The 17563-nt window shown below is 64.6% G+C and carries 18 protein-coding genes; 3 read left to right on the forward strand and 15 right to left on the reverse strand.

Annotated features, from left to right (window positions below):
- Window positions 1-281 precede the first annotated feature (281 nt).
- The 12 genes from NU1_RS31080 to NU1_RS31135 form a co-directional block, all read right to left on the reverse strand.
- A complete protein-coding gene (locus NU1_RS31080; RefSeq protein ID WP_245720394.1) occupies window positions 282-1634 on the reverse strand; it encodes a TetR/AcrR family transcriptional regulator in 1353 nt (450 codons plus the stop codon).
- Window positions 1631-2266 carry an Rv1363c family protein gene (locus NU1_RS31085; protein ID WP_067527041.1) on the reverse strand — a complete coding sequence of 212 codons (636 nt, stop codon included), beginning with the start codon at window positions 2264-2266 and terminating at the stop codon, window positions 1631-1633. The genes NU1_RS31080 and NU1_RS31085 overlap by 4 nt, the downstream gene beginning before the upstream one ends.
- Before the next feature lie 12 nt (window positions 2267-2278).
- Window positions 2279-3457, reverse strand: coding sequence for an MCE family protein (locus tag NU1_RS31090; protein ID WP_067527042.1), 1179 nt, complete (start codon window positions 3455-3457; stop codon window positions 2279-2281).
- A complete protein-coding gene (locus tag NU1_RS31095; protein WP_067527043.1) occupies window positions 3454-4614 on the reverse strand; it encodes an MCE family protein in 1161 nt (386 codons plus the stop codon). Before NU1_RS31095 ends, NU1_RS31090 begins: the two co-directional genes overlap by 4 nt.
- A complete protein-coding gene (locus NU1_RS31100; RefSeq protein WP_067527044.1) occupies window positions 4611-5720 on the reverse strand; it encodes an MCE family protein in 1110 nt (369 codons plus the stop codon). The genes NU1_RS31095 and NU1_RS31100 overlap by 4 nt, the downstream gene beginning before the upstream one ends.
- The gene (locus NU1_RS31105; RefSeq protein WP_157553286.1) at window positions 5717-6742 is read right to left on the reverse strand and encodes an MCE family protein; all 1026 of its coding nucleotides are present in this window, start codon (window positions 6740-6742) and stop codon (window positions 5717-5719) included. The genes NU1_RS31100 and NU1_RS31105 overlap by 4 nt, the downstream gene beginning before the upstream one ends.
- Complete coding sequence (locus tag NU1_RS31110; protein WP_067527046.1) at window positions 6739-7761, reverse strand: MCE family protein; 1023 nt, start codon at window positions 7759-7761, stop codon at window positions 6739-6741. The genes NU1_RS31105 and NU1_RS31110 overlap by 4 nt, the downstream gene beginning before the upstream one ends.
- A complete protein-coding gene (locus tag NU1_RS31115) occupies window positions 7758-9176 on the reverse strand; it encodes an MCE family protein (RefSeq protein ID WP_067527047.1) in 1419 nt (472 codons plus the stop codon). Before NU1_RS31115 ends, NU1_RS31110 begins: the two co-directional genes overlap by 4 nt.
- Before the next feature lie 7 nt (window positions 9177-9183).
- Window positions 9184-10047, reverse strand: a complete 864-nt coding sequence (locus NU1_RS31120) for an ABC transporter permease (RefSeq protein WP_067527048.1) — start codon at window positions 10045-10047, stop codon at window positions 9184-9186.
- 1 nt (window position 10048) lies between these two features.
- On the reverse strand, window positions 10049-10858 hold the full coding sequence (locus NU1_RS31125; protein ID WP_245720395.1) for an MlaE family ABC transporter permease: 810 nt from the start codon (window positions 10856-10858) through the stop codon (window positions 10049-10051).
- Between the two features lie 80 nt (window positions 10859-10938).
- Complete coding sequence (locus NU1_RS31130; RefSeq protein WP_067527050.1) at window positions 10939-11127, reverse strand: hypothetical protein; 189 nt, start codon at window positions 11125-11127, stop codon at window positions 10939-10941.
- Window positions 11127-11351 (reverse strand): hypothetical protein, encoded by a 225-nt coding sequence (locus NU1_RS31135; protein ID WP_067527051.1) that lies wholly within the window; start codon window positions 11349-11351, stop codon window positions 11127-11129. The genes NU1_RS31130 and NU1_RS31135 overlap by 1 nt, the downstream gene beginning before the upstream one ends.
- Before the next feature lie 200 nt (window positions 11352-11551).
- Here NU1_RS31135 and NU1_RS31140 point away from each other — a divergent pair, with 200 nt between their 5' ends.
- Window positions 11552-12457 (forward strand): oxygenase MpaB family protein, encoded by a 906-nt coding sequence (locus NU1_RS31140; protein WP_067527052.1) that lies wholly within the window; start codon window positions 11552-11554, stop codon window positions 12455-12457.
- Window positions 12458-12710: 253 nt separating this feature from the next.
- Here the strand turns inward: NU1_RS31140 and NU1_RS31145 are convergent, their stop codons facing one another.
- The 3 genes from NU1_RS31145 to NU1_RS31155 form a co-directional block, all read right to left on the reverse strand.
- Window positions 12711-13313 (reverse strand): DUF8020 domain-containing protein, encoded by a 603-nt coding sequence (locus tag NU1_RS31145; RefSeq protein WP_157553288.1) that lies wholly within the window; start codon window positions 13311-13313, stop codon window positions 12711-12713.
- Between the two features lie 26 nt (window positions 13314-13339).
- A complete protein-coding gene (locus NU1_RS31150; RefSeq protein ID WP_067527053.1) occupies window positions 13340-14071 on the reverse strand; it encodes a hypothetical protein in 732 nt (243 codons plus the stop codon).
- 363 nt (window positions 14072-14434) lie between these two features.
- Window positions 14435-15028, reverse strand: a complete 594-nt coding sequence (locus NU1_RS31155; RefSeq protein ID WP_067527054.1) for an SACE_7040 family transcriptional regulator — start codon at window positions 15026-15028, stop codon at window positions 14435-14437.
- A 95-nt stretch (window positions 15029-15123) separates the two neighbouring features.
- Between NU1_RS31155 and NU1_RS31160 the strand changes: the two genes are divergently transcribed.
- Together NU1_RS31160 and NU1_RS31165 are read left to right on the forward strand one after the other, a co-directional pair.
- Window positions 15124-16710, forward strand: coding sequence for a carboxyl transferase domain-containing protein (locus NU1_RS31160; protein ID WP_067527055.1), 1587 nt, complete (start codon window positions 15124-15126; stop codon window positions 16708-16710).
- Window positions 16711-16715: 5 nt separating this feature from the next.
- On the forward strand, window positions 16716-17563 hold an 848-nt coding region (locus NU1_RS31165), incomplete at its 3' end, for an ATP-binding protein (RefSeq protein ID WP_157553290.1).

The following is a 17563-nucleotide window of genomic DNA, read 5'->3' on the forward strand; positions in this document are numbered from 1 at the left end:
TTTCGTCTTTGTGTCTCGAGTCGGGACCACGGCCAGCCCGCCCCGTTAGGAACGTGAGATCCGCGCCTGACTGGGGAGCGCAGGTCGGGTACGGCAGACGACGTCACCACACTGACCTTCGTTCTTCACGTTCTATACCGAACGCCGCTGGAATCGCAGCCCACGGCTCCCAACCTGGCTACGTAGGCCCCGAGAACAGCAGTTGAGTCCCCACCAATACGGACACAGTTCCCTGACCGCCGTCCGCACCGTCGAGCAACCAGAGCAGCGTGCCCCCGAACTCACCGATCCAGGACCAGGACCGTCCGCATCAGATGCGCGACCCGCTGCTGCGAACAGGCCGGGTCATCGGATCCGAAACGGCGGCCCAGGTCGACAACCAGTGCCTGGGCGGTGTGGACCAATAGCCTGGATTCCGCGGCGGTCAGTTCCGGGCGGGCCGCGCTGAGCAACTTCGCCCACTCCTGCACATTGAGGCGTTGAACGGTGCGTAGGCGGGTGCGTTGCTCCAGCGGCACATTGGAGATCTCCGCGTAGTAGACGAAGGTCAGTTCGCGTTCGGCGAATGATCCGGCGACGAAGAGGTCGATGAGTGCGGTAAGGGCGTGCGCGGGGGAGTCCGCAGCGGCGATGGCGGGGCCGATGGCGGCCGAAACCTGTTCTGCCGCACGGCGAAACGCGGCAGCCAGGATATCGCCCTTGCTGTGGTAGAAGCGATACACCGCCGAAGTGGTGGGCAGTCCGGCGGCGGCCGCGATGTCCTCGACGCTGACATTGGGATAACCGCGCTCGTGGAACAGGATTACCGCGTACTTCAGCACCAGTTCGTGGGTGAAGGTGGGCGGCACCGCCGCCCGGCCGACGTGCAGAGCGGCCGCGCTCTCGGCGGGAGGTAGTTCGCAATGCCAGACCGCCAGGCAGGCCTCGCGTAACCGCAGGGCGAGGGTTTTGGCGGGAAAGGCGACATGGTGGTCGCCGATACTGCTCACGATGCTTTGAATAGTCTGCCCCAGTACCGATTTCGACGACGCATCGAGCTCTGGTCGGCTCTCGCCCAGGAGCGTCCGCACCATGGCGGCCACCGCCGTGAGGTTCGTCGCGACCGCCGCGCGATCCTCCGCCTTCAGATATCGGCCCTGCCAGCGCAGCAGTGCCGCGCTGCGGCGGTTTGTAATCGAGGCGGCGATGAGTGCCTCCAGCAGGTGTTCCACCCGCTGCTCGATCGGCCAGTTCGCGGCCATCGGTGGCAGCCGGATCGCGGCGGCCCAGACCTCGCCGAGACGCAGCGCCTCCGCCCGGAACAGCGCGTACTTGCTCGGGTAGTGCCGATACAGCGCCGTGGAGCTGAGTTCGAGCCGGGCGGCGATCTCGTCCATGCTGACGCCGTGGTATCCGGTGGCACTGAACGCCTCGGCCGCCACCGCGGCGATCTGCGCCCGCCTGTTTCTCGGTCGTCGGCGCGACTGCCGCACCGGCGACGCACGCGTGGCCCCTACCTCGGCCGCCTGTCCGCTGGTGCTCCCTGTCCGGCCCGCCTCTCCGGCGATACTGCCCGCGTCGGCCACCTGCCCGGCGTCGCTTCCCGCCCCTGCTGTGGAAGCCCCTGTACTGCTCGCGCTAGCGTCGGTGCTCACCGCTGTGGCAGCCCCAGCGGCGATTCCACCTTGTTGACCAGCCAACGATCACCGCTTTTCTCCAGTCGCAATACGGTGGAGAGTTGGCCGGGAGTGGCCTTGCTCTCGGTGCCTAGGCTGGTGATGGTCTGGCCGATCACCACGATGGCTTCCGCCGAGGTGGTATCGCCGTTGCGAATGGCGCACTGCACATCGGTCGCCTTGGACACCACCTCGCCCTTGGCGAGTACCTCCTTCAAATCCTCGCTGGTGGAATCGAATTGGGTGCGCCAGTCCCCGGTCGCACCGTCCATGACACCGGTGATCCAGGTATCGAGATTCTTGGAGTCGTAGGTGGCGAGGGTGGGGGCGTACTTACACGCCGCGAGCCGGGCGTCCTCGCGAGCGTCGAGAATGTCCTGGGTGCTCGCGTTCTGGTTGTAGAAATGCACGCTGGAACCGATTGCCGCTCCGAGCACTACAACGCCCGCCGCCGCGGCGGCCAGCATGCCGGTCCGTCCCGGCAACGACAGCGAGATGCGCCTGCGCGATGAATCGGGCTGGGCCACAGCGGTATCAGCCTCGCTCGCGTCCTTCTCCAGGTTCACCGTGTCGTCGGCCGCATCTGGTTCATTGATCTCATTGTCACTCATACTGTTTCATTCCTATCGAGGGGGAACCGGACGCGACAGCTCGTCACCGGTAACCCCGGGCGGCGCGCTGGCTCCGTTATCGGGCACATCGGGGCGCGGCGCATTGGCCGACCCGCGCACCTGAATGGCCGGATTATCGGTGACGCAGTAGTTGTAGAGCCGCACTCGTGTATCGACCGTTGCCTGCGTGGGAACCACTGGGATGGTGTCGTATTCGCAGGTCGGCCGCGGCCAGGGATCGACCAGGGTGTGATAGGCCCCGTCGTGCGCCGGAATACCGATGGCCTCCGAGCCCACCCGCAGTGCCGGGAACAGCGCCGCGATGGCGGGTGCGCGCAGCTTGGCCGCCTTGGTGATGGCGACGAAGTTCGTCACGAGATTCGTCATCGGGTCCTGGGTGTCGGTCAGGAACGCGCCGAGCGTCTCCAGCTGACCGGGCCCCTGCGCCAACAGCTTTCGCAGCTCCTGATCGGCGGCGGTGAACTGGTCGAACAGCACGCTGCCCGCACTGGTCAGCGTGCCCAGATCGGGTTGCGCCAGTGCAGTGGTGCTCGCGATAACCTCCAGATTCGAGATCAGTTGCTTTGTGTGCGGTAGCAGTTCGGTGAGCCCGGACATGGCGCGGCTGATCCCGGAGATCATATTGCGCAGCCGATCCGGCCCACCGGCGAGCGCCTTGTCGAGTTCGTCGATGATCACATTCAGCCGCTCCGGATTCATTCCGCCGATGAAATCGCTGAGATTGGCGAATACCGACTGAATCGGCACCGGCACGCTGGTGCGGGCGCGCTCCACCACGAACCCGTCGCGCAGATAGGGCCCGCTATCGGAGTCGGGCCGAAAATCCAGATACTGCTCACCCGCGGCCGACAGCCGCCCTACCGCCACCGTGCCGCCCACCGGAATCCGCGCCGAGTCGTCGATTTCGGCATCGGCGGCAATACCGTCCCCGGCGATCCGCACGTCGCTGACCCTCCCGACCCGACTGCCCCGGAAGGTGACGTCATTTCCGGGTAGCAGCCCGCCGGAGGAAGCCAGTTCTATGGTCACCACGTAGGTGTGCGGAATCGGATTGAACCGCAACACATTCACGCCGATATAGCCGCAACCGAGAATAAGCACCACCACCAGGCCGAGATTGGCAATACCGATCCGGCGTCGAACGATCCATTGCCACAGCGGTGAATTCATCGTTCACCGCCGCGAGGGTCGGGATCGACCTGGGGAGCCGGATCACCCTGCGGCACCGACCCCTCCGGGACCTGTGGCGGACTCGTGAGTCGCCCGAACACCTTCTCCAAAACCTGTGTCAGACTGCCGACGAACTGTCCGGCATCACCCAGCTCCGGCCAGCGACTGCCGCTGGGATCGGTCAGCGCCCCGAGGCTGAGATACGACACGGTCGCGGCGATGGCCAGTGTCGGTCCGCGGAAACTCGCCATCAGCGAGGGATGCAGCGCATTCAGACCTTCCAAGGTCCCGGTCAGATTGTCGCCCATCTGCGTGAACCCGGACATGAGCGCCTGAATGCTGTCGAAGAGCCCGACGAAATCATCACCGGTGGTAGTGCTGAAGTCGCCGAGCGCGCTCATGGTGGTGGCCACCTTGGTCAACAGATCCACAATCTGCTGGTTGTTCTCGTTGACCAGACCGATGAGCGCCGGGAAGGTATCCGCCGCGACAGCGAGTTCGGCCTTGCGCCTGGCCAGTTCACCAGCCAGCACATTCAACCCGGTCAGCGTGGCGTCGATATCCGCAGTGCGCTGGTTCATTGCGCTGATGACACTGGTCATTTCGGTGATCAGATGCTGTAACTGCGGTGCCCGACCGGCGAACATGGAGTCCATTTCGCTGGTGATCCGCGCGGCCTGATTGATTCCACCGCCATTGAGCAGCATGGAGATCGACATCATCAGCTGCTCCACCGACGCGCCCGCCGAGGTGCGGTCGGTGCCGATGGTGTCACCCTCGCGCAGCGGTTCGCCCGCCTCCTGGGCGGACGGCAGCGTTATGGCCACGAACATATCGCCGAGTGGAGTGCCCTGCCGCAGCTCGACCGAGGTGCCCTCGGGCAGCTGAATATCGTCGCGGATGAGCATTTCCACATCGGCGATGAAGTTCGTGGTCTTGATATCGGTGACCACGCCGATATCGCTGCCGCCGATCTTGACGTGCGCGCGGTCGGGCAGATTCAACGCGTCGTGGAAGGTCGCGTGAATGGTGTAGCCCGGTCCACCGATACCCGGCTTCGGCATGGGCATACTGTTCACCGTCACGGCGCAACTACTTGCCCCGGTCAGCGCGGCGGCTGTGAGCGCCGCCGCGAATGCTTGTGTGCGGATGCTCATTCGATCCTCGCAATCCCGAGTAGTGCCGCGGCGAGGCCGAAGTCGGGACCGAAGTCCTGGACCTTGCCGGTACGGCAGCCGTCCAGGCGCAACATGACGCGCTCGCAGAACACCGACAGGGCCTCGCTGTCGAGCACCACCTTGTCCAGCAGTCCGTGCATACGCAGTGCGCCGTGTTCGCGGCTGGTGGCATTGGCCAGGTTCTGGAACATGAGCGGGCCGACATCCACGATCTCGGTGAGGCCGCGGGCGTTGGCCCGCATCTGATCGGTAATGGTGACGAAGCGGGTCAGCGCCCCGGCCAACTGCTCCCGGTTCTCACCGACCAGGGTCGAGGTATTGGTGACGAAGGTGTCGAGCTGATCCAGAACCGCCTGCAACCCCGGCGCCTGCTGCCCCATGAGCGTCACCAGTTCGGTGAGTCTGCCGCTGAACTCGCGAACCGTCTGATCGTTCTGCGCGATGATCTGGGTGACCTCATTGAGTTTGATAATGGTGTTGGCGATCTGGTCCTTATTGGCGAAGGTCACCTCGAATGCCGAGGACAGCGCGTCCAGGGTCTCGCGCAAGCGATCGCCATTGCCATTGAGCAGTGGGTAGAGCACCCGACTGGCCATGGGCCCGGTCTCGCTATCACCCTTCAGGGCCGCACCCAACTGATCGAAGTTCTGCAGAATGCGGTCCAGCTCCACCGGAACCCTGGTGCGCGGCAGGGGAATATGCTCGCCGTCCCGCAATACCGGTCCATCACCGGTGTAGGCGGGTGCCAGCTCCACGTGCCGGTTGGTGATCAGCTGCGGATTCACCAGTGCCGCAATGGCATCGGCGGGTACCTCGACGCCCGCGTCGATGGACATGATCACTTCGACATAGCTGCCCTTGGGCGTCACCGAGTCGACGGTGCCGACCGGAACCCCCAGGATCGCGACCTCGTTCCCGGCGTACAGCCCGGCCACATTCTCGAAATCCGCGCTGATGCGCATGCGGTCACCGAGGTACCGATCGGGCAGTGCGGTGAGTGAGTCGGGCAGTAGCGAGCAGCCCGATCCCAGCGTGGCCACGAAGCAGATCGCGGCCAACTTCGTCAGTGCGCGTAGATATTTCATTTGCACCCCTGCACGGCCTGCACCAGGCACAGCCAGTTGTCCGGGAACAGCCACGGCGCGTACACCTCGCCGTAGGGGCCGTTGCCGACCACATTGTTGAACTGCCGCAGGGCCACCGGCATGATCTCGTAGAGCCGGTCCAGATTGTCGCGGTTCTTCTCCAAGCCCTCGGACATGGTGTTGAGATTGGTGATCAGCGGTCCGAGCTGGCCATTGTTCTCCAGGCCCATCTCCTGCAGCAGGCGCGACAGCGACGCCACATTGTCGAGCAGCGATTGCAGAAGTGTCTGCCGCTGCTGCACCGCCGTGCCGATGGCGGCGCCCTGGGTGAGCAGCAGTAGGACGCCATTCTGGTTGTCGGACACCAGGGTCGAGACCTGGTCCATGGACTTCAGCAGGGTGTCCACCTCATCGCGGCGGTCACTGACCACCTTGGCGAGCGCGCCGACGCTATCGAGTGCCTGCACGGTCAACTCGGGGGAGCTGCCCATCTGCTGGCTCACCAGATCCAGTGCCTCGCGCAGCTTTACGGGATCGATTCGTTCGATGTGTTCGAACGATGAGTCATATTTGGGGTCCTGGATGACCTTGCTCAGGTTGTAGGGCACCGAGGTGTTCTCGAGCTCGATCCTGTTCCCGGGCAGTCCCTTGCCATTGCCCGGCACCAGTTCGATATGCAGCCGCCCGAGGATGGTGGACATCTTGATGGCGGCTTTGGCATCCGGTCCGAGCACCACATCGCGCCGGATCTTCATATCGACGAGGACCTTGCCGCCGTCGAGCCGGACCGCCTGCACCTGACCGACCTCGATACCGGAGACATCCACTGTCGCACCGGGCCGCAGACCCGCCGCCTGGGCGAATTCGGCGTGAATCGTGTCATCGCCCAGCCGCGCCTGTTTGATCACGGTGGAGCCGACCAGGAGCAGCACCACGAATCCGGCGGCGAGCAAGCCGAGCCGCAGATACCGATTACCGATGAATCCGGGCAGCCGAATGCGCCCGCGCAATGTCTCGATCACCGGCACACCTCCGATTGAGCCGGTCCACCGACCTGCGAAAACAGCCCGGGCGGGAACAGAATCCCCCACAGCGAGACGTCGAGTCGGCAGATATAGGCATTGCCGTAGGTGCCGTAGCTGGTGAACCGTGCGAGTGAGTTGAGGACATCGGGCAGTTGGACGGCGGCCTGATCGAGCGCCGCGCCATTGAGCAGCAGTAGCGCCACTCCGGTGGTGGCGTCGTTCTGCGCTGCCACCACATTGGGTTTGACCGTTGAGACAATGCCGACCAGCGAGTCGGTGGCGGTAGCCACGCGGCCGACCGAGGACTTGAGCACCTCGCCCTGGCTGTAGAGCGATTCGGTGAGTGACCGCGTCTGAGTGATCAGGGTTTCCAACTCACCACTGCGATTGGCCAAGCCCGCGAGCACACTGCTGAGATTGGCGATCACATCACCGAGGATCTTGTCACGCTGACCGAACGTGCCCGCCAGCTCCGCGGCCTGGGTAACCAGTGCGCTCAGCGACACCCCATTACCCTGCAGAGCCTGAATCAGTGTCTCCGACAACGAGTTCACCTGATCCGGTTGCAGCACACTGAACAGTGGCTCGAACCCGGACAGCAGCGACGACACATCGAAGGAGGGCTCGGTGCGCTCGATGGGAATCTGGCCACCCGGGTCGAGTGGCTGTCCGGCGTCTTTACCGGGCATGAGGGCGATATAGCGCTGGCCGATCAAATTCTGGTAGCGCACCAGGGCTTTGGTGGATGTGCTGAGGTGCTGGTCGTTCTCGATGCGGAAGTCGACCCGTGCCCGGTACCCGTCGGTGAAGTCGATTGTGTCTACCCGGCCGACCCGTACACCGGCCATCCGAATATCGTCACCGATCCGCAGCCCCAGCACATCGGAGAAGACGGCCGAGTAACTGTGAGTAGGACCTGCCACCGAGCGTTGCAGGGTGGACCAGATGGTGTAGGTCAGCGTGATGGCGATGATGGCGAATATGCTGAAGCCAGCTAGGGCTTTTCCCGATTTCATACCGCACCTGCCGAGGTCTGCTCGACGGGTACCAGCGAGCCACCGGCCAGCACCGATGACAGCAGCAGGTACTGCGCCATATTGGGTTTGCCGCCCACGATCGCGGCCACCGCGTCCTGACCGCGCAGACCCGCGGGCTGGACCGTGCTCGATGTCTGCTCGGTCTGTGATGCCGGTGCGGTCAACCCGGGGATGGCGGGCAGTCCCGGGATGGCGGGCAGGGCAGGAAGATTCGGCAGAGGCGGCAGCCCGGGCAGACTCGGGCTCGGCTGGATGACCGGTGCCGGTCCGGCCGATTCCAGATGCTTCGGCAGCAAGGCCGCCGGATACTCCTGTGGGGGAGCGACTTCCGGTACCGATGGGCCGCCGCAACGTGGACCGGCCAGGTCGCCGTAGCGCGGGCAGTCATCGGCCGTGTACTGCTGGAACGGAGTGAAGCTCACATCCATCTTCCACACCATCTGACGATGGGGGCCGAAGGTGAAGACCCCCTGCAACCGCTGTAGCGCGGTATTCAGATTGGCCACGGTGTAGGGGATCGCCTGTGGATCCCTGGCGAGGCTGCCGAACAGTTCATTGAGCCCCGACACCAGAAACTTACCGGAATCGGGATTGGCGGCGAACAGGCTGTTCACCGAATCGACGGCGGTTCCGCCATTGGTCAGCAGCGCAACGAGATTTGCGCGCTGTTCGGTGAGGGTGCGGGCGGTGGTCACCGACCGCGACAGCACCTCCACCAGATCCGGCGCGGATTCGCTCAGTGCGGTGGCCGCGCGACCCAGATCGCCGAGCATATCGCCGATTCCGGGGGTGGCGCGCACCTGGGTCAACCAGTTGTCCAGGCGTTCCACCGTGGAACCCGGTACCCGAGCGCCCGGATCGAGGGCGGTGGCGAGCGTGCCCAATACCCGGCCGAGCTTCTCGGGCTGAATATTGTTCAGCACATCGCGCAGCACATTGAGGGTGGTCTGCAATTGGACCGTGCCCTCGCTGGTGTCCTCCGGAATGGTCGCGCCCGCCTTCAACGTCTGCTGGGTCGGCGTGGTGTCGACGAGTTCGACGGCGGTGACGCCGAAGATATTGCTGGGGATTACCCGCGCCGCGACCGTCGCCGGAATCGCCCCGGCAACAATCGGTTTCAGCGCGATTTCGGCATCCTGTCGCTCGCCGCGCGCTACCACCTCGACGCTGACCACGCGTCCCACGACCATGCCGCGGAATTTCACATCGGCACGGTCGGGCAGCCCGTCGCCGGTGCTGGTGAGTACGGCCGTCACCGGGACCTTCTCCTCGAAGCGCCCGTTGTAGCGCAGCGCGAGCAGATAGATGAGCAGGGCGACGGCGGTGATCATGGCGAGTCCGGCCAGACTCAACTGCCGCGCCGTGGGCCCGCGGCCATTGGGGTCGAGAAGCATGAGTCTCCTATCCCGAGATCCGGAAGCCGGGGTCGATTCCCCAAATAGCCAGCGTGAGACAGAGATTCGCGAAGACCATGACGACGATGACCATCTTGATGGCGCGTCCGGCCGCCACTCCGACACCTTCCGGCCCGCCGGTGGCGACATAGCCGTAGTAGCACTGGATGAAAGTCGAGATCATCACGAACACAATCACTTTGAGCATTGACCAGAAGACGTCCGGTCCCAGTAGGAACTGGAAGAAGTAGTGGTCGTAGGTGCCCGCCGTGGTGCCGCCCAGAAACAGCACCGAGAGTTTGGTGGCCAGATACGCGGTCGCCAGGCCCACGCTGTAGAGCGGGATAATGGTGAGTGTCGAGGCGATCATGCGGGTGCTGATCAGGTACGGGAGTGGCCGAATGGCAATGGATTCCAGTGCGTCGATCTCCTCGGAGATACGCATGGAGCCCAATTGCGCGGTGAACCGGCATCCGGCCTGAATGGCGAAAGCCAGTGTCGCGATGATCGGCGCGAGTTCACGGGTAGTGGCGAATCCGGAGATGGCCCCGGTGAGCGGGCCCATGGTGAGCAGGTTCAGCGCGGTGAAGGACTCCATGCCGACGGTGATGCCGCCGAAGCCGCACAGAATAATGACAATGCCGACAGTGCCACCGCCGACCACCAGCGAGCCATTGCCCCACCCCACGTCGGCGGTGAGCCGCAGTACTTCCTTGCGATAGTGCTTCAGCGCGAACGGTATTGCCGCCAGCGCCTGAAAGAAGGTGATGGCCTGATGCCCGAGTCGCTGATTCGCCTGGACGGGTACCGAGACGGCATTGCTCACCATCCGGACCGGTCGCATGGCGGGCGGAGTATAGGTGCTGCCCATGTCAGATCACCTTGGTCGGTAGCAGGGTGTTGTACAGCTGGGTGAGGATGATGTTGGTGGCGAAGAGCATGAGCGCCGAACTCACCACCGCCGAGTTCACGGCATTGGCCACTCCACCCGGACCGCCGTGCGCGTGTAAGCCGATATCGCAGGCGATGATGGCGGTCAGCGCGCCGAAGATGGCCGCCTTGACCAGTGCGACCACCAGATCATTGGCCACCGCGAAGGAAGCGAAGGAGCCGATGAACGATCCCGGTGTGCCGGACTGGGCGTACACATTGAAGATGTAGGCCGTCGCGAAGCCGACGAAGACGATGAACCCGCACAGCAGCATGCTCACCAGTACGGCCGCCGCCAATCGCGGTGCGACCAAGCGCCGGACGGGGTCCACGCCCATCACCATCATGGCGTCGATCTCGTCGCGAATGGTTCGCGAGCCCAGGTCCGCGCAGATGGCCGAGCCGACCGCACCCGCGATCATGAGCGAGGTGACCAGCGGAGCACCCTGTCGGATAATGCCGAGCCCAGCGACCGCGCCGATGAAAGTGGTTGCGCCTACCTGGTTTACCAGCGCACCTACCTGGATGGACACGACCACGGCAATGGGGATCGCGACCAGTACCGTCGGGGCCGCCGAGACGTTCGTCATGAACGCGCACTGTTTGATGAATTCCCGATACGGAAAGCGCCGCCGAATCAAGGACAGGAACAGCTGTTTCAGCGCATCCCGTCCCAAATCGACTTGTCGGCCCAGGGTTTCCAACGAGCGTTGCGGATGTCGCCGCCACAGCCCGGTGAGACTCTCAGTGATCTTGTCGACTTCGCTTGTGTCGGAAGGTTGTTTCGCGCTCTGCGCGACTAACCGTTCGGTGGTGGTCACGGGTTGCCCCTTCACGCGAGATCTTCGAGCTGCCGTTGCAGCAGTACGAGCAGGAAGCCGAATGTCGCGATGCCCGCGGCCACGGTGCTGAGCACCGCGATCCACAGTCCGAAGCGCAGCACGGGGTTGACTTTCGTTCGCCCGCCGAGGATTTTGACGCCGATCACCAGAATGTCGATGAGCCAGACCAGAATCATCATTACGTCATGCACACATTCGAGAAGATGAGCACCGGCCAGCAGACGATGGATCCGAGGAACGAGATGATCACATCGATGCCGTGCATATCCCTCAGGTGGCTGGTGTGGGTGAGCGTCCAGATCACGCCGACCAGGCCGTACGGGATACCGATGATGATCAAGGTGCCGAGGAACTCAGACACCTTCATCTCGTAGCTGAGAATCCGGTCCAGCCGCTTCAGCATGCAACGTCCTTTCACCTGCCCGAGGGCGGTCGGCGGACCCGGGTGTGATGCCCGCCACGCTCCGTTATGTTACTGATCATTCCTGGAAATGGAAGACCCTTTGGATAGGCAGTATCCGCCATGTTCGCGCTTGAAATGCTGAAATGTGCCAGCGCATGATGAGTGCAAGTTATGGTTCATTCACACGGCCAGGAAGGACGATGATGACCGCCGCACAGCCGATGGGGCCGTATTCGATCCCGCTCACCAGCGAGCAGACCCGGATTCGCATCCCGGGCGTCCACCGGTCCGAGACCAAGCATCCGCCGAAACTGTCCGACGCCTTGGACTTCTGGCAGTTCGCGGGTGCGGCGGCGAATGTAGCCATGCAGATGTCGCGGCCCGCGGTCGGGTACGGGGTTGCCGACAGCAAGGTGGAATCCGGCGCGCTCATGGTGCATCCGTGGAAACGCTTGCGCACCACGACTTCCTACCTCGCGGTCGCGATTCTCGGTACCGATGAGGACAAGACCGCGTACCGCGAAGCCGTGAATGTGGCACATCGCCAGGTGCGGTCCGCGCCGGACGCGAAGGTCAAGTACAACGCCTTCGACCGCAGCCTCCAGCTCTGGATCGCGGCCTGCCTCTACGTCGGTTTCGAGGATTCGTATCAGCTGCTCAACGGCGCAATGAGTCCGGAGCAGGCCGAAAGCTTCTATCAATCCTCGGCCACGCTCGGCACGACCCTCCAGGTCGCCGAGGATATGTGGCCCGCCACCCGGGCCGACTTCGACGTCTACTGGAACAAGGCCTGCGAACAGGTGGCCGCCGACGACAAGATCCGCGCCTACGTAGACGATCTCCTGAACCTGCGCATGATCCCCTGGTTCCTGCGCGTCATCTTCGGCGGCCTACTGAAATTCCTGACAGCGGGCTTCCTCGGCCCCTACTTCCACACCCAACTCGGCGTCGACTGGACCCTCACCGATCAGCGACGCTTCGAACACCTCTTCCTGTTCGTCGGCTTCGTCAACCGCTTCATCCCCAGGTTCATCCGCTCGGCCCCCACCCACGCGGTGCTGTGGGATGTCCGCCGCCGAATCCGAAGAGGCAAGCCGCTCATCTGATTTCGAGCCGCGCCTGAAAAGACGAATGACGGTGCGGAGTTCAATCCCGCACCGCCAGCTGAACGTGGTGCCGAAAGCGCTGCCCGTTTTCATGGCGAACCGCCCCGTCATCCCGGCGCGTTTCTTGGCCGGGATCCACACTGTGTGGCATGCGCTTTCGGGTGTGGATTCCGGCCACAAGCACGACAGAATGACGAGGGGTATTACGCGTAATACGTCTGCCAGCTGCTCGGCGTTGTGGGCGAGCCCGCTGTCAGGGCTGGCCGGAGAAGTACGCGATACCCGCGTCGATGAGCGGCTGTCCGCCTGCGGCGAGGAAGCCGATGCCCGCGCCGATGGCGATGCCGAGCAGAGGCGGTAGTACGAAGATCCAGAACGGCAGGGTGACCAGACCGCCGATGGTGCCACCGATTAGTGCTCCGAAGACGCCGCGCTGCACCTGAGCGTCCCAGTTCTCCCGCGCGCTGACATCGCGCAGCGGCATCGCGTGCACCGGCTCGAGCGTGAGTGTCGTGCCCTGATTCGCGATGGACGGTGCTACCGCGATCCAGTGGTCAGCGACCTGGAAGGACAGCGGTACCGCCGCGACGACGGCACCGTCGCGATCGGCGATCGTGACCGCGGCGGCATCCGGGGTCAGTGCGAAGGATCCTGCGTCGAGAGTGGTTGCGACGCCGCGACCATCGGGCGTGATCGTTGCGGAATAGCCCACACCATTGGCGGTTCCGCGGACGGACGACACCATTTCGGCAGGGGATTCACCAGCCGCGGAATCGGATTCGGCATGCACGGTCCCGGCCGCGGCGACCGTGGAGCCGAGCACCAGCATTGTCAGGGCGGCGGTTCGGAGCGACACTCGGCTGCTTCGGAACAGGCCGCGCATTACTTCAATCCTCCCATGCCAGCACCGATCAGGGTGCCGGCTACCAGTCCCGTTGCTCCCCAGGTGAGGCAGGTCAGTGGCGTGAGCGGGAAGGCGATGACCGTGACGATCTGGAGCGTCGAGCCGATCGCGCAGCCGATAACCGCGCCCTGTACGGCCCCGGCCACCGCAGACGCGGCAACCATATCGGCGCGGCTGGGGGCCACACCCACCGAGCGCGCGAACTGGGAGATGTCGGCCTCGGGCCCGGCGGTAGCGGCGTTGGCCTGGTTGATCTGGTCCAGGGTGAGGAATTCCGGTGCGTCCATGGTCAGATCGCCCGCCCGCAGAGTTCGGTCCGGTGGGACGATCTCGGCGACCGGAGGCGTCGGCTCCGGGGCGTGCAGTGTCTCCGGACGCAGCGGTGCGACGTAATCGCGCTGCGGAACCTGTCGAGTGGGCAGGTAATCCGTCTCCGGCGCAACACCTCTGGCGTCATCCTCCGGAGCGACGTATGTCATTGGCGGCGGCTCGGTTGTGACGCCCGGCTGCCGAGTGGGTGCATCCGGTGCGGGGACTGTCGCGCCCGGATTCGGCGGTGTGGTCACACCCGGCTGCGGCGCGATGAACTGCGGCGTCGGTGCCGCCTGTGCGATGGTGCCGCCGGTGACGATCGCAGTCATCGGCAGCACGCCGATGGCCGCGCGCACGGCGAGACGTTGAGTGCGAGTTTGTTTGCGGTGCTTCGCCATGCGATTCCCCCGACCTTCCTTGCCTTGATTCCCGACCGAACGGGCGCACTTCGATCGACAAGCGGAGATGTGCCGGGCGGTAGCCCCCCTCGCGTGCGTGCCACGTTCATTGCCGCATCCCGGTTATTCGTGGTCCGGATCGCGGAACTGTGGTCCCGGGAGCGCAATTCACCCGAAGTACAGCTGTGGGAGTCTTCGCATGTCAATCCAGGTGTGGGGGATGAGTCAGGGATCACAATGCGCGAATCGGCGTATTGAAGGATGTCGAACGCGCCCCGAGTCATGTTTCTATGACGTCAGTCACATCGCGTCTTCGAATGGTGCTAAAGGGTTGCTGGAGTACCTATCTCGGTAGTTGGGAAGTCATTCGAGAGCCGCCAGCGCCATGCGTCGCAGAATGGGGCGGGCACGCGTCGCCATGGCCGACGGGGCGCTGTGCGGGGTCGAGTTGATCAGGCCGAAGGTTGCGTGGGCTTGGACGCGGGCGGCCGGTTCGGGAAGTTCGGGGTGTAGCTCGCGTAGGACGGCCACCCATATTTCCACGTACTGCCGTTGGGTGCGGCGGACCTGGCGGCGGGCGGCCTCGGGGAGATTCTCGAGATCGCGGTCCTGGATGCGGATCAGTTCCGGGTCGCCGAAGGCGAAGTCCAGGTGGAAGTCGACCAGTCCGGTCAGCGCCGCGCGGGGGGTGGTCGCTGCGGCGACGACCGCGCGGCCGCCGTCGAGCAGTCGCTGGCTGATGCCGACCAGCAACTCCACCAGGAGCGCCTCCTTATTGGGGAAGTGGCGGTAGACGGCGGGGCCGCTGATTCCGGCCGCCGCGCCGAGGTCGTCGAGGCGCATCCCCGGGAATCCGCGGTCGGCGATGAGCCGCGCCCCGGCCTCGAGCAACTGCTGTCGGCGCTGGGCTTTCAGCTGCTCGCGGCGGGTGAGGGTGGCGGGTTCGGTGCTGCTCACCGAAATCTCCCTTCGCCGGACGTGGACAACTCAGTTAATGAAGATTATCTTAAATATCAGTTATCGGCGATTAACTGATCGAACGGGACGACGTGATGACAGTGACCGAGGACGTCCGTACGGACAACCGGTCCGCGCACCTGGCGCTGGTCGAGGACCTGCGGGCGCGGCTGGCGGCCAATGCGCTGGGTGGATCCGAGAAATCGCGGGAGCGGCATCTGGCCCGCGGGAAGCTGCTCCCGCGGCAGCGGGTGGATCAGCTACTCGATCCCGGCTCGCCATTCCTGGAGCTCTCGCCGCTGGCGGCCACCGGCATGTACGGGGACGAATGCCCGGGTGCGGGCGTGATCAGCGGGATCGGGCGGGTATCGGGCCGGGAATGTGTGGTGGTCGCCAATGACGCCACCGTCAAGGGCGGCACCTACTACCCGCTCTCGGTGAAGAAGCATCTGCGGGCTCAGGAGGTGGCGGCGCAGAATCATCTCCCGTGCGTCTACCTGGTGGATTCCGGCGGCGCGTTCCTGCCGCATCAGGACGAGGTGTTCCCGGATCGCGAGCACTTCGGGCGGATCTTCTTCAACCAGGCGGGTATGAGCGCCAAGGGGATCGCGCAGATCTCGGCGGTCATGGGGTCGTGTACGGCCGGTGGGGCGTATGTCCCCGCCATGAGCGATGAGACCGTCATCGTGCGCAATCAGGGCACCATCTTCCTGGGCGGCCCGCCGCTGGTGAAGGCGGCCACCGGTGAGGTGGTCACCGCGGAGGATCTCGGCGGCGGCGACCTGCACTCCCGAATCTCCGGTGTCACAGACCATTTGGCGGAGAGCGATCAGGACGCGCTGCGCATCGTGCGCAATATCGTCGCCACCCTGGGGCCGAAGCACGCCACCCCGTGGGAGGTCGTCCCCACCGTGGATCCCATCGCGCCGCAGGAAGAGCTGTACGACATCGTCCCGGTCGATCTGCGCACACCCTATGACGTACGAGACGTCATCACCCGCGTGGTCGACGGCGGCGAATTCCAGGAGTTCAAGTCCGAATACGGCCGCACGCTGGTCACCGGCTTCGCCCACATTCACGGCCACCCGGTCGGCATCGTCGCCAATAATGGCGTGCTGTTCGCCGAATCCGCGCTCAAGGGCGCGCATTTCATCGAACTGTGCGACAAGCGCATGATCCCGCTGGTATTCCTGCAGAACATCACCGGCTTCATGGTCGGCCGCGACTACGAGGCGGGCGGTATTGCCAAGCACGGCGCGAAGATGGTCACCGCGGTCGCCTGTGCCCGAGTCCCGAAACTGACCGTGGTGATCGGCGGTTCGTACGGTGCGGGCAACTACTCCATGTGCGGACGCGCGTATTCGCCGCGCTTCCTGTGGATGTGGCCCAATGCCCGTATCTCGGTCATGGGTGGTGAACAGGCCTCCTCGGTGCTGGCCACCGTGCGCGGCGATCAACTCGACAGCAATGGCCAGCCGTGGTCGGCCGAGGATCAGGAGGCGTTCAAGGCTCCGATCCGCGACCAGTACGAGCGCCAGGGCCACCCCTACTACTCCACGGCACGACTCTGGGATGACGGCGTGATCGACCCGGCTGATACCAGAACCGTGCTCGGACTTGCCCTTTCGGTCTGCGGGCGAGCGCCCGTCGAGCCGGTCTCCTACGGCGTCTTCCGGATGTGACAGCCATGATGAACAAAGCCCACCCCGTCGCCTTCGACACCGTGCTGGTGGCCAACCGCGGTGAAATCGCGGTCCGCGTCATGCGCACCCTGCGGGCCATGGGAATTCGCTCCGTCGCGGTGTACAGCGATGCCGATGCCGATGCCCGCCATGTGCGCGAGGCGGATGTGGCGGTGCGGCTCGGCCCGGCACCCGCGCGTGAGTCCTACCTCGATATCGACAAGGTGGTGGAGGCGGCCGTGCGCTCCGGCGCGCAGGCGGTACATCCGGGATACGGCTTCCTCTCCGAGAATCCGGCGTTCGCCGCGGCACTGGACGCGGCGGGTATCGCCTTCCTCGGCCCGCCGACCCGGGCCATTGAAATCATGGGCGACAAGATCGCGGCCAAGAACGCGGTATCGGCATTCGGCGTGCCCGTGGTGCCCGGTATCGCCCGCCCCGGTCTGACCGATGCCGAATTGATCGAAGCCGCATCCGATATCGGCTACCCGGTGCTGGTGAAGCCATCCGCGGGCGGTGGTGGCAAGGGTATGCGCATGGTGGAGGATCCGGCGCAGCTTCCGGCCGCCCTGGTCTCCGCGCGCCGTGAAGCGGGTGCGTCCTTCGGTGACGACACCCTGTTCCTGGAGCGATTCGTACTGCGCCCCCGCCATATCGAGGTGCAGGTTCTCGCCGACCAGTACGGCCATATCCTGCATCTGGGCGAACGGGAATGCAGTCTGCAACGGCGACACCAGAAGGCCATCGAGGAAGCGCCGTCGCCGCTGTTGGACGCCGGGACTCGCGCCCGAATCGGGGCGGCCGCCGTGGCCACCGCGCGCAGCGTGGACTATGTCGGAGCCGGCACCGTCGA

Source organism: Nocardia uniformis NBRC 13702 (genome assembly GCF_001613345.1).
GTDB lineage: Bacteria > Actinomycetota > Actinomycetes > Mycobacteriales > Mycobacteriaceae > Nocardia > Nocardia uniformis.

Excerpts from the sequence above, each read along its gene's own strand:
- NU1_RS31160 (WP_067527055.1), top strand. The coding sequence starts at position 15,124 with ATGACAGTGACCGAGGACGTCCGTACGGACAACCGGTCCGCGCACCTG.
- NU1_RS31135 (WP_067527051.1), bottom strand. The coding sequence starts at position 11,351 with ATGCTGAAGCGGCTGGACCGGATTCTCAGCTACGAGATGAAGGTGTCT.
- NU1_RS31140 (WP_067527052.1), top strand. The coding sequence starts at position 11,552 with ATGATGACCGCCGCACAGCCGATGGGGCCGTATTCGATCCCGCTCACC.
- NU1_RS31110 (WP_067527046.1), bottom strand. The coding sequence starts at position 7,761 with ATGAAATCGGGAAAAGCCCTAGCTGGCTTCAGCATATTCGCCATCATC.
- NU1_RS31085 (WP_067527041.1), bottom strand. The coding sequence starts at position 2,266 with ATGAGTGACAATGAGATCAATGAACCAGATGCGGCCGACGACACGGTG.
- NU1_RS31115 (WP_067527047.1), bottom strand. The coding sequence starts at position 9,176 with ATGCTTCTCGACCCCAATGGCCGCGGGCCCACGGCGCGGCAGTTGAGT.
- NU1_RS31150 (WP_067527053.1), bottom strand. The coding sequence starts at position 14,071 with ATGGCGAAGCACCGCAAACAAACTCGCACTCAACGTCTCGCCGTGCGC.
- NU1_RS31120 (WP_067527048.1), bottom strand. The coding sequence starts at position 10,047 with ATGGGCAGCACCTATACTCCGCCCGCCATGCGACCGGTCCGGATGGTG.
- NU1_RS31100 (WP_067527044.1), bottom strand. The coding sequence starts at position 5,720 with ATGAAATATCTACGCGCACTGACGAAGTTGGCCGCGATCTGCTTCGTG.
- NU1_RS31090 (WP_067527042.1), bottom strand. The coding sequence starts at position 3,457 with ATGAATTCACCGCTGTGGCAATGGATCGTTCGACGCCGGATCGGTATT.
- NU1_RS31130 (WP_067527050.1), bottom strand. The coding sequence starts at position 11,127 with ATGATGATTCTGGTCTGGCTCATCGACATTCTGGTGATCGGCGTCAAA.
- NU1_RS31095 (WP_067527043.1), bottom strand. The coding sequence starts at position 4,614 with ATGAGCATCCGCACACAAGCATTCGCGGCGGCGCTCACAGCCGCCGCG.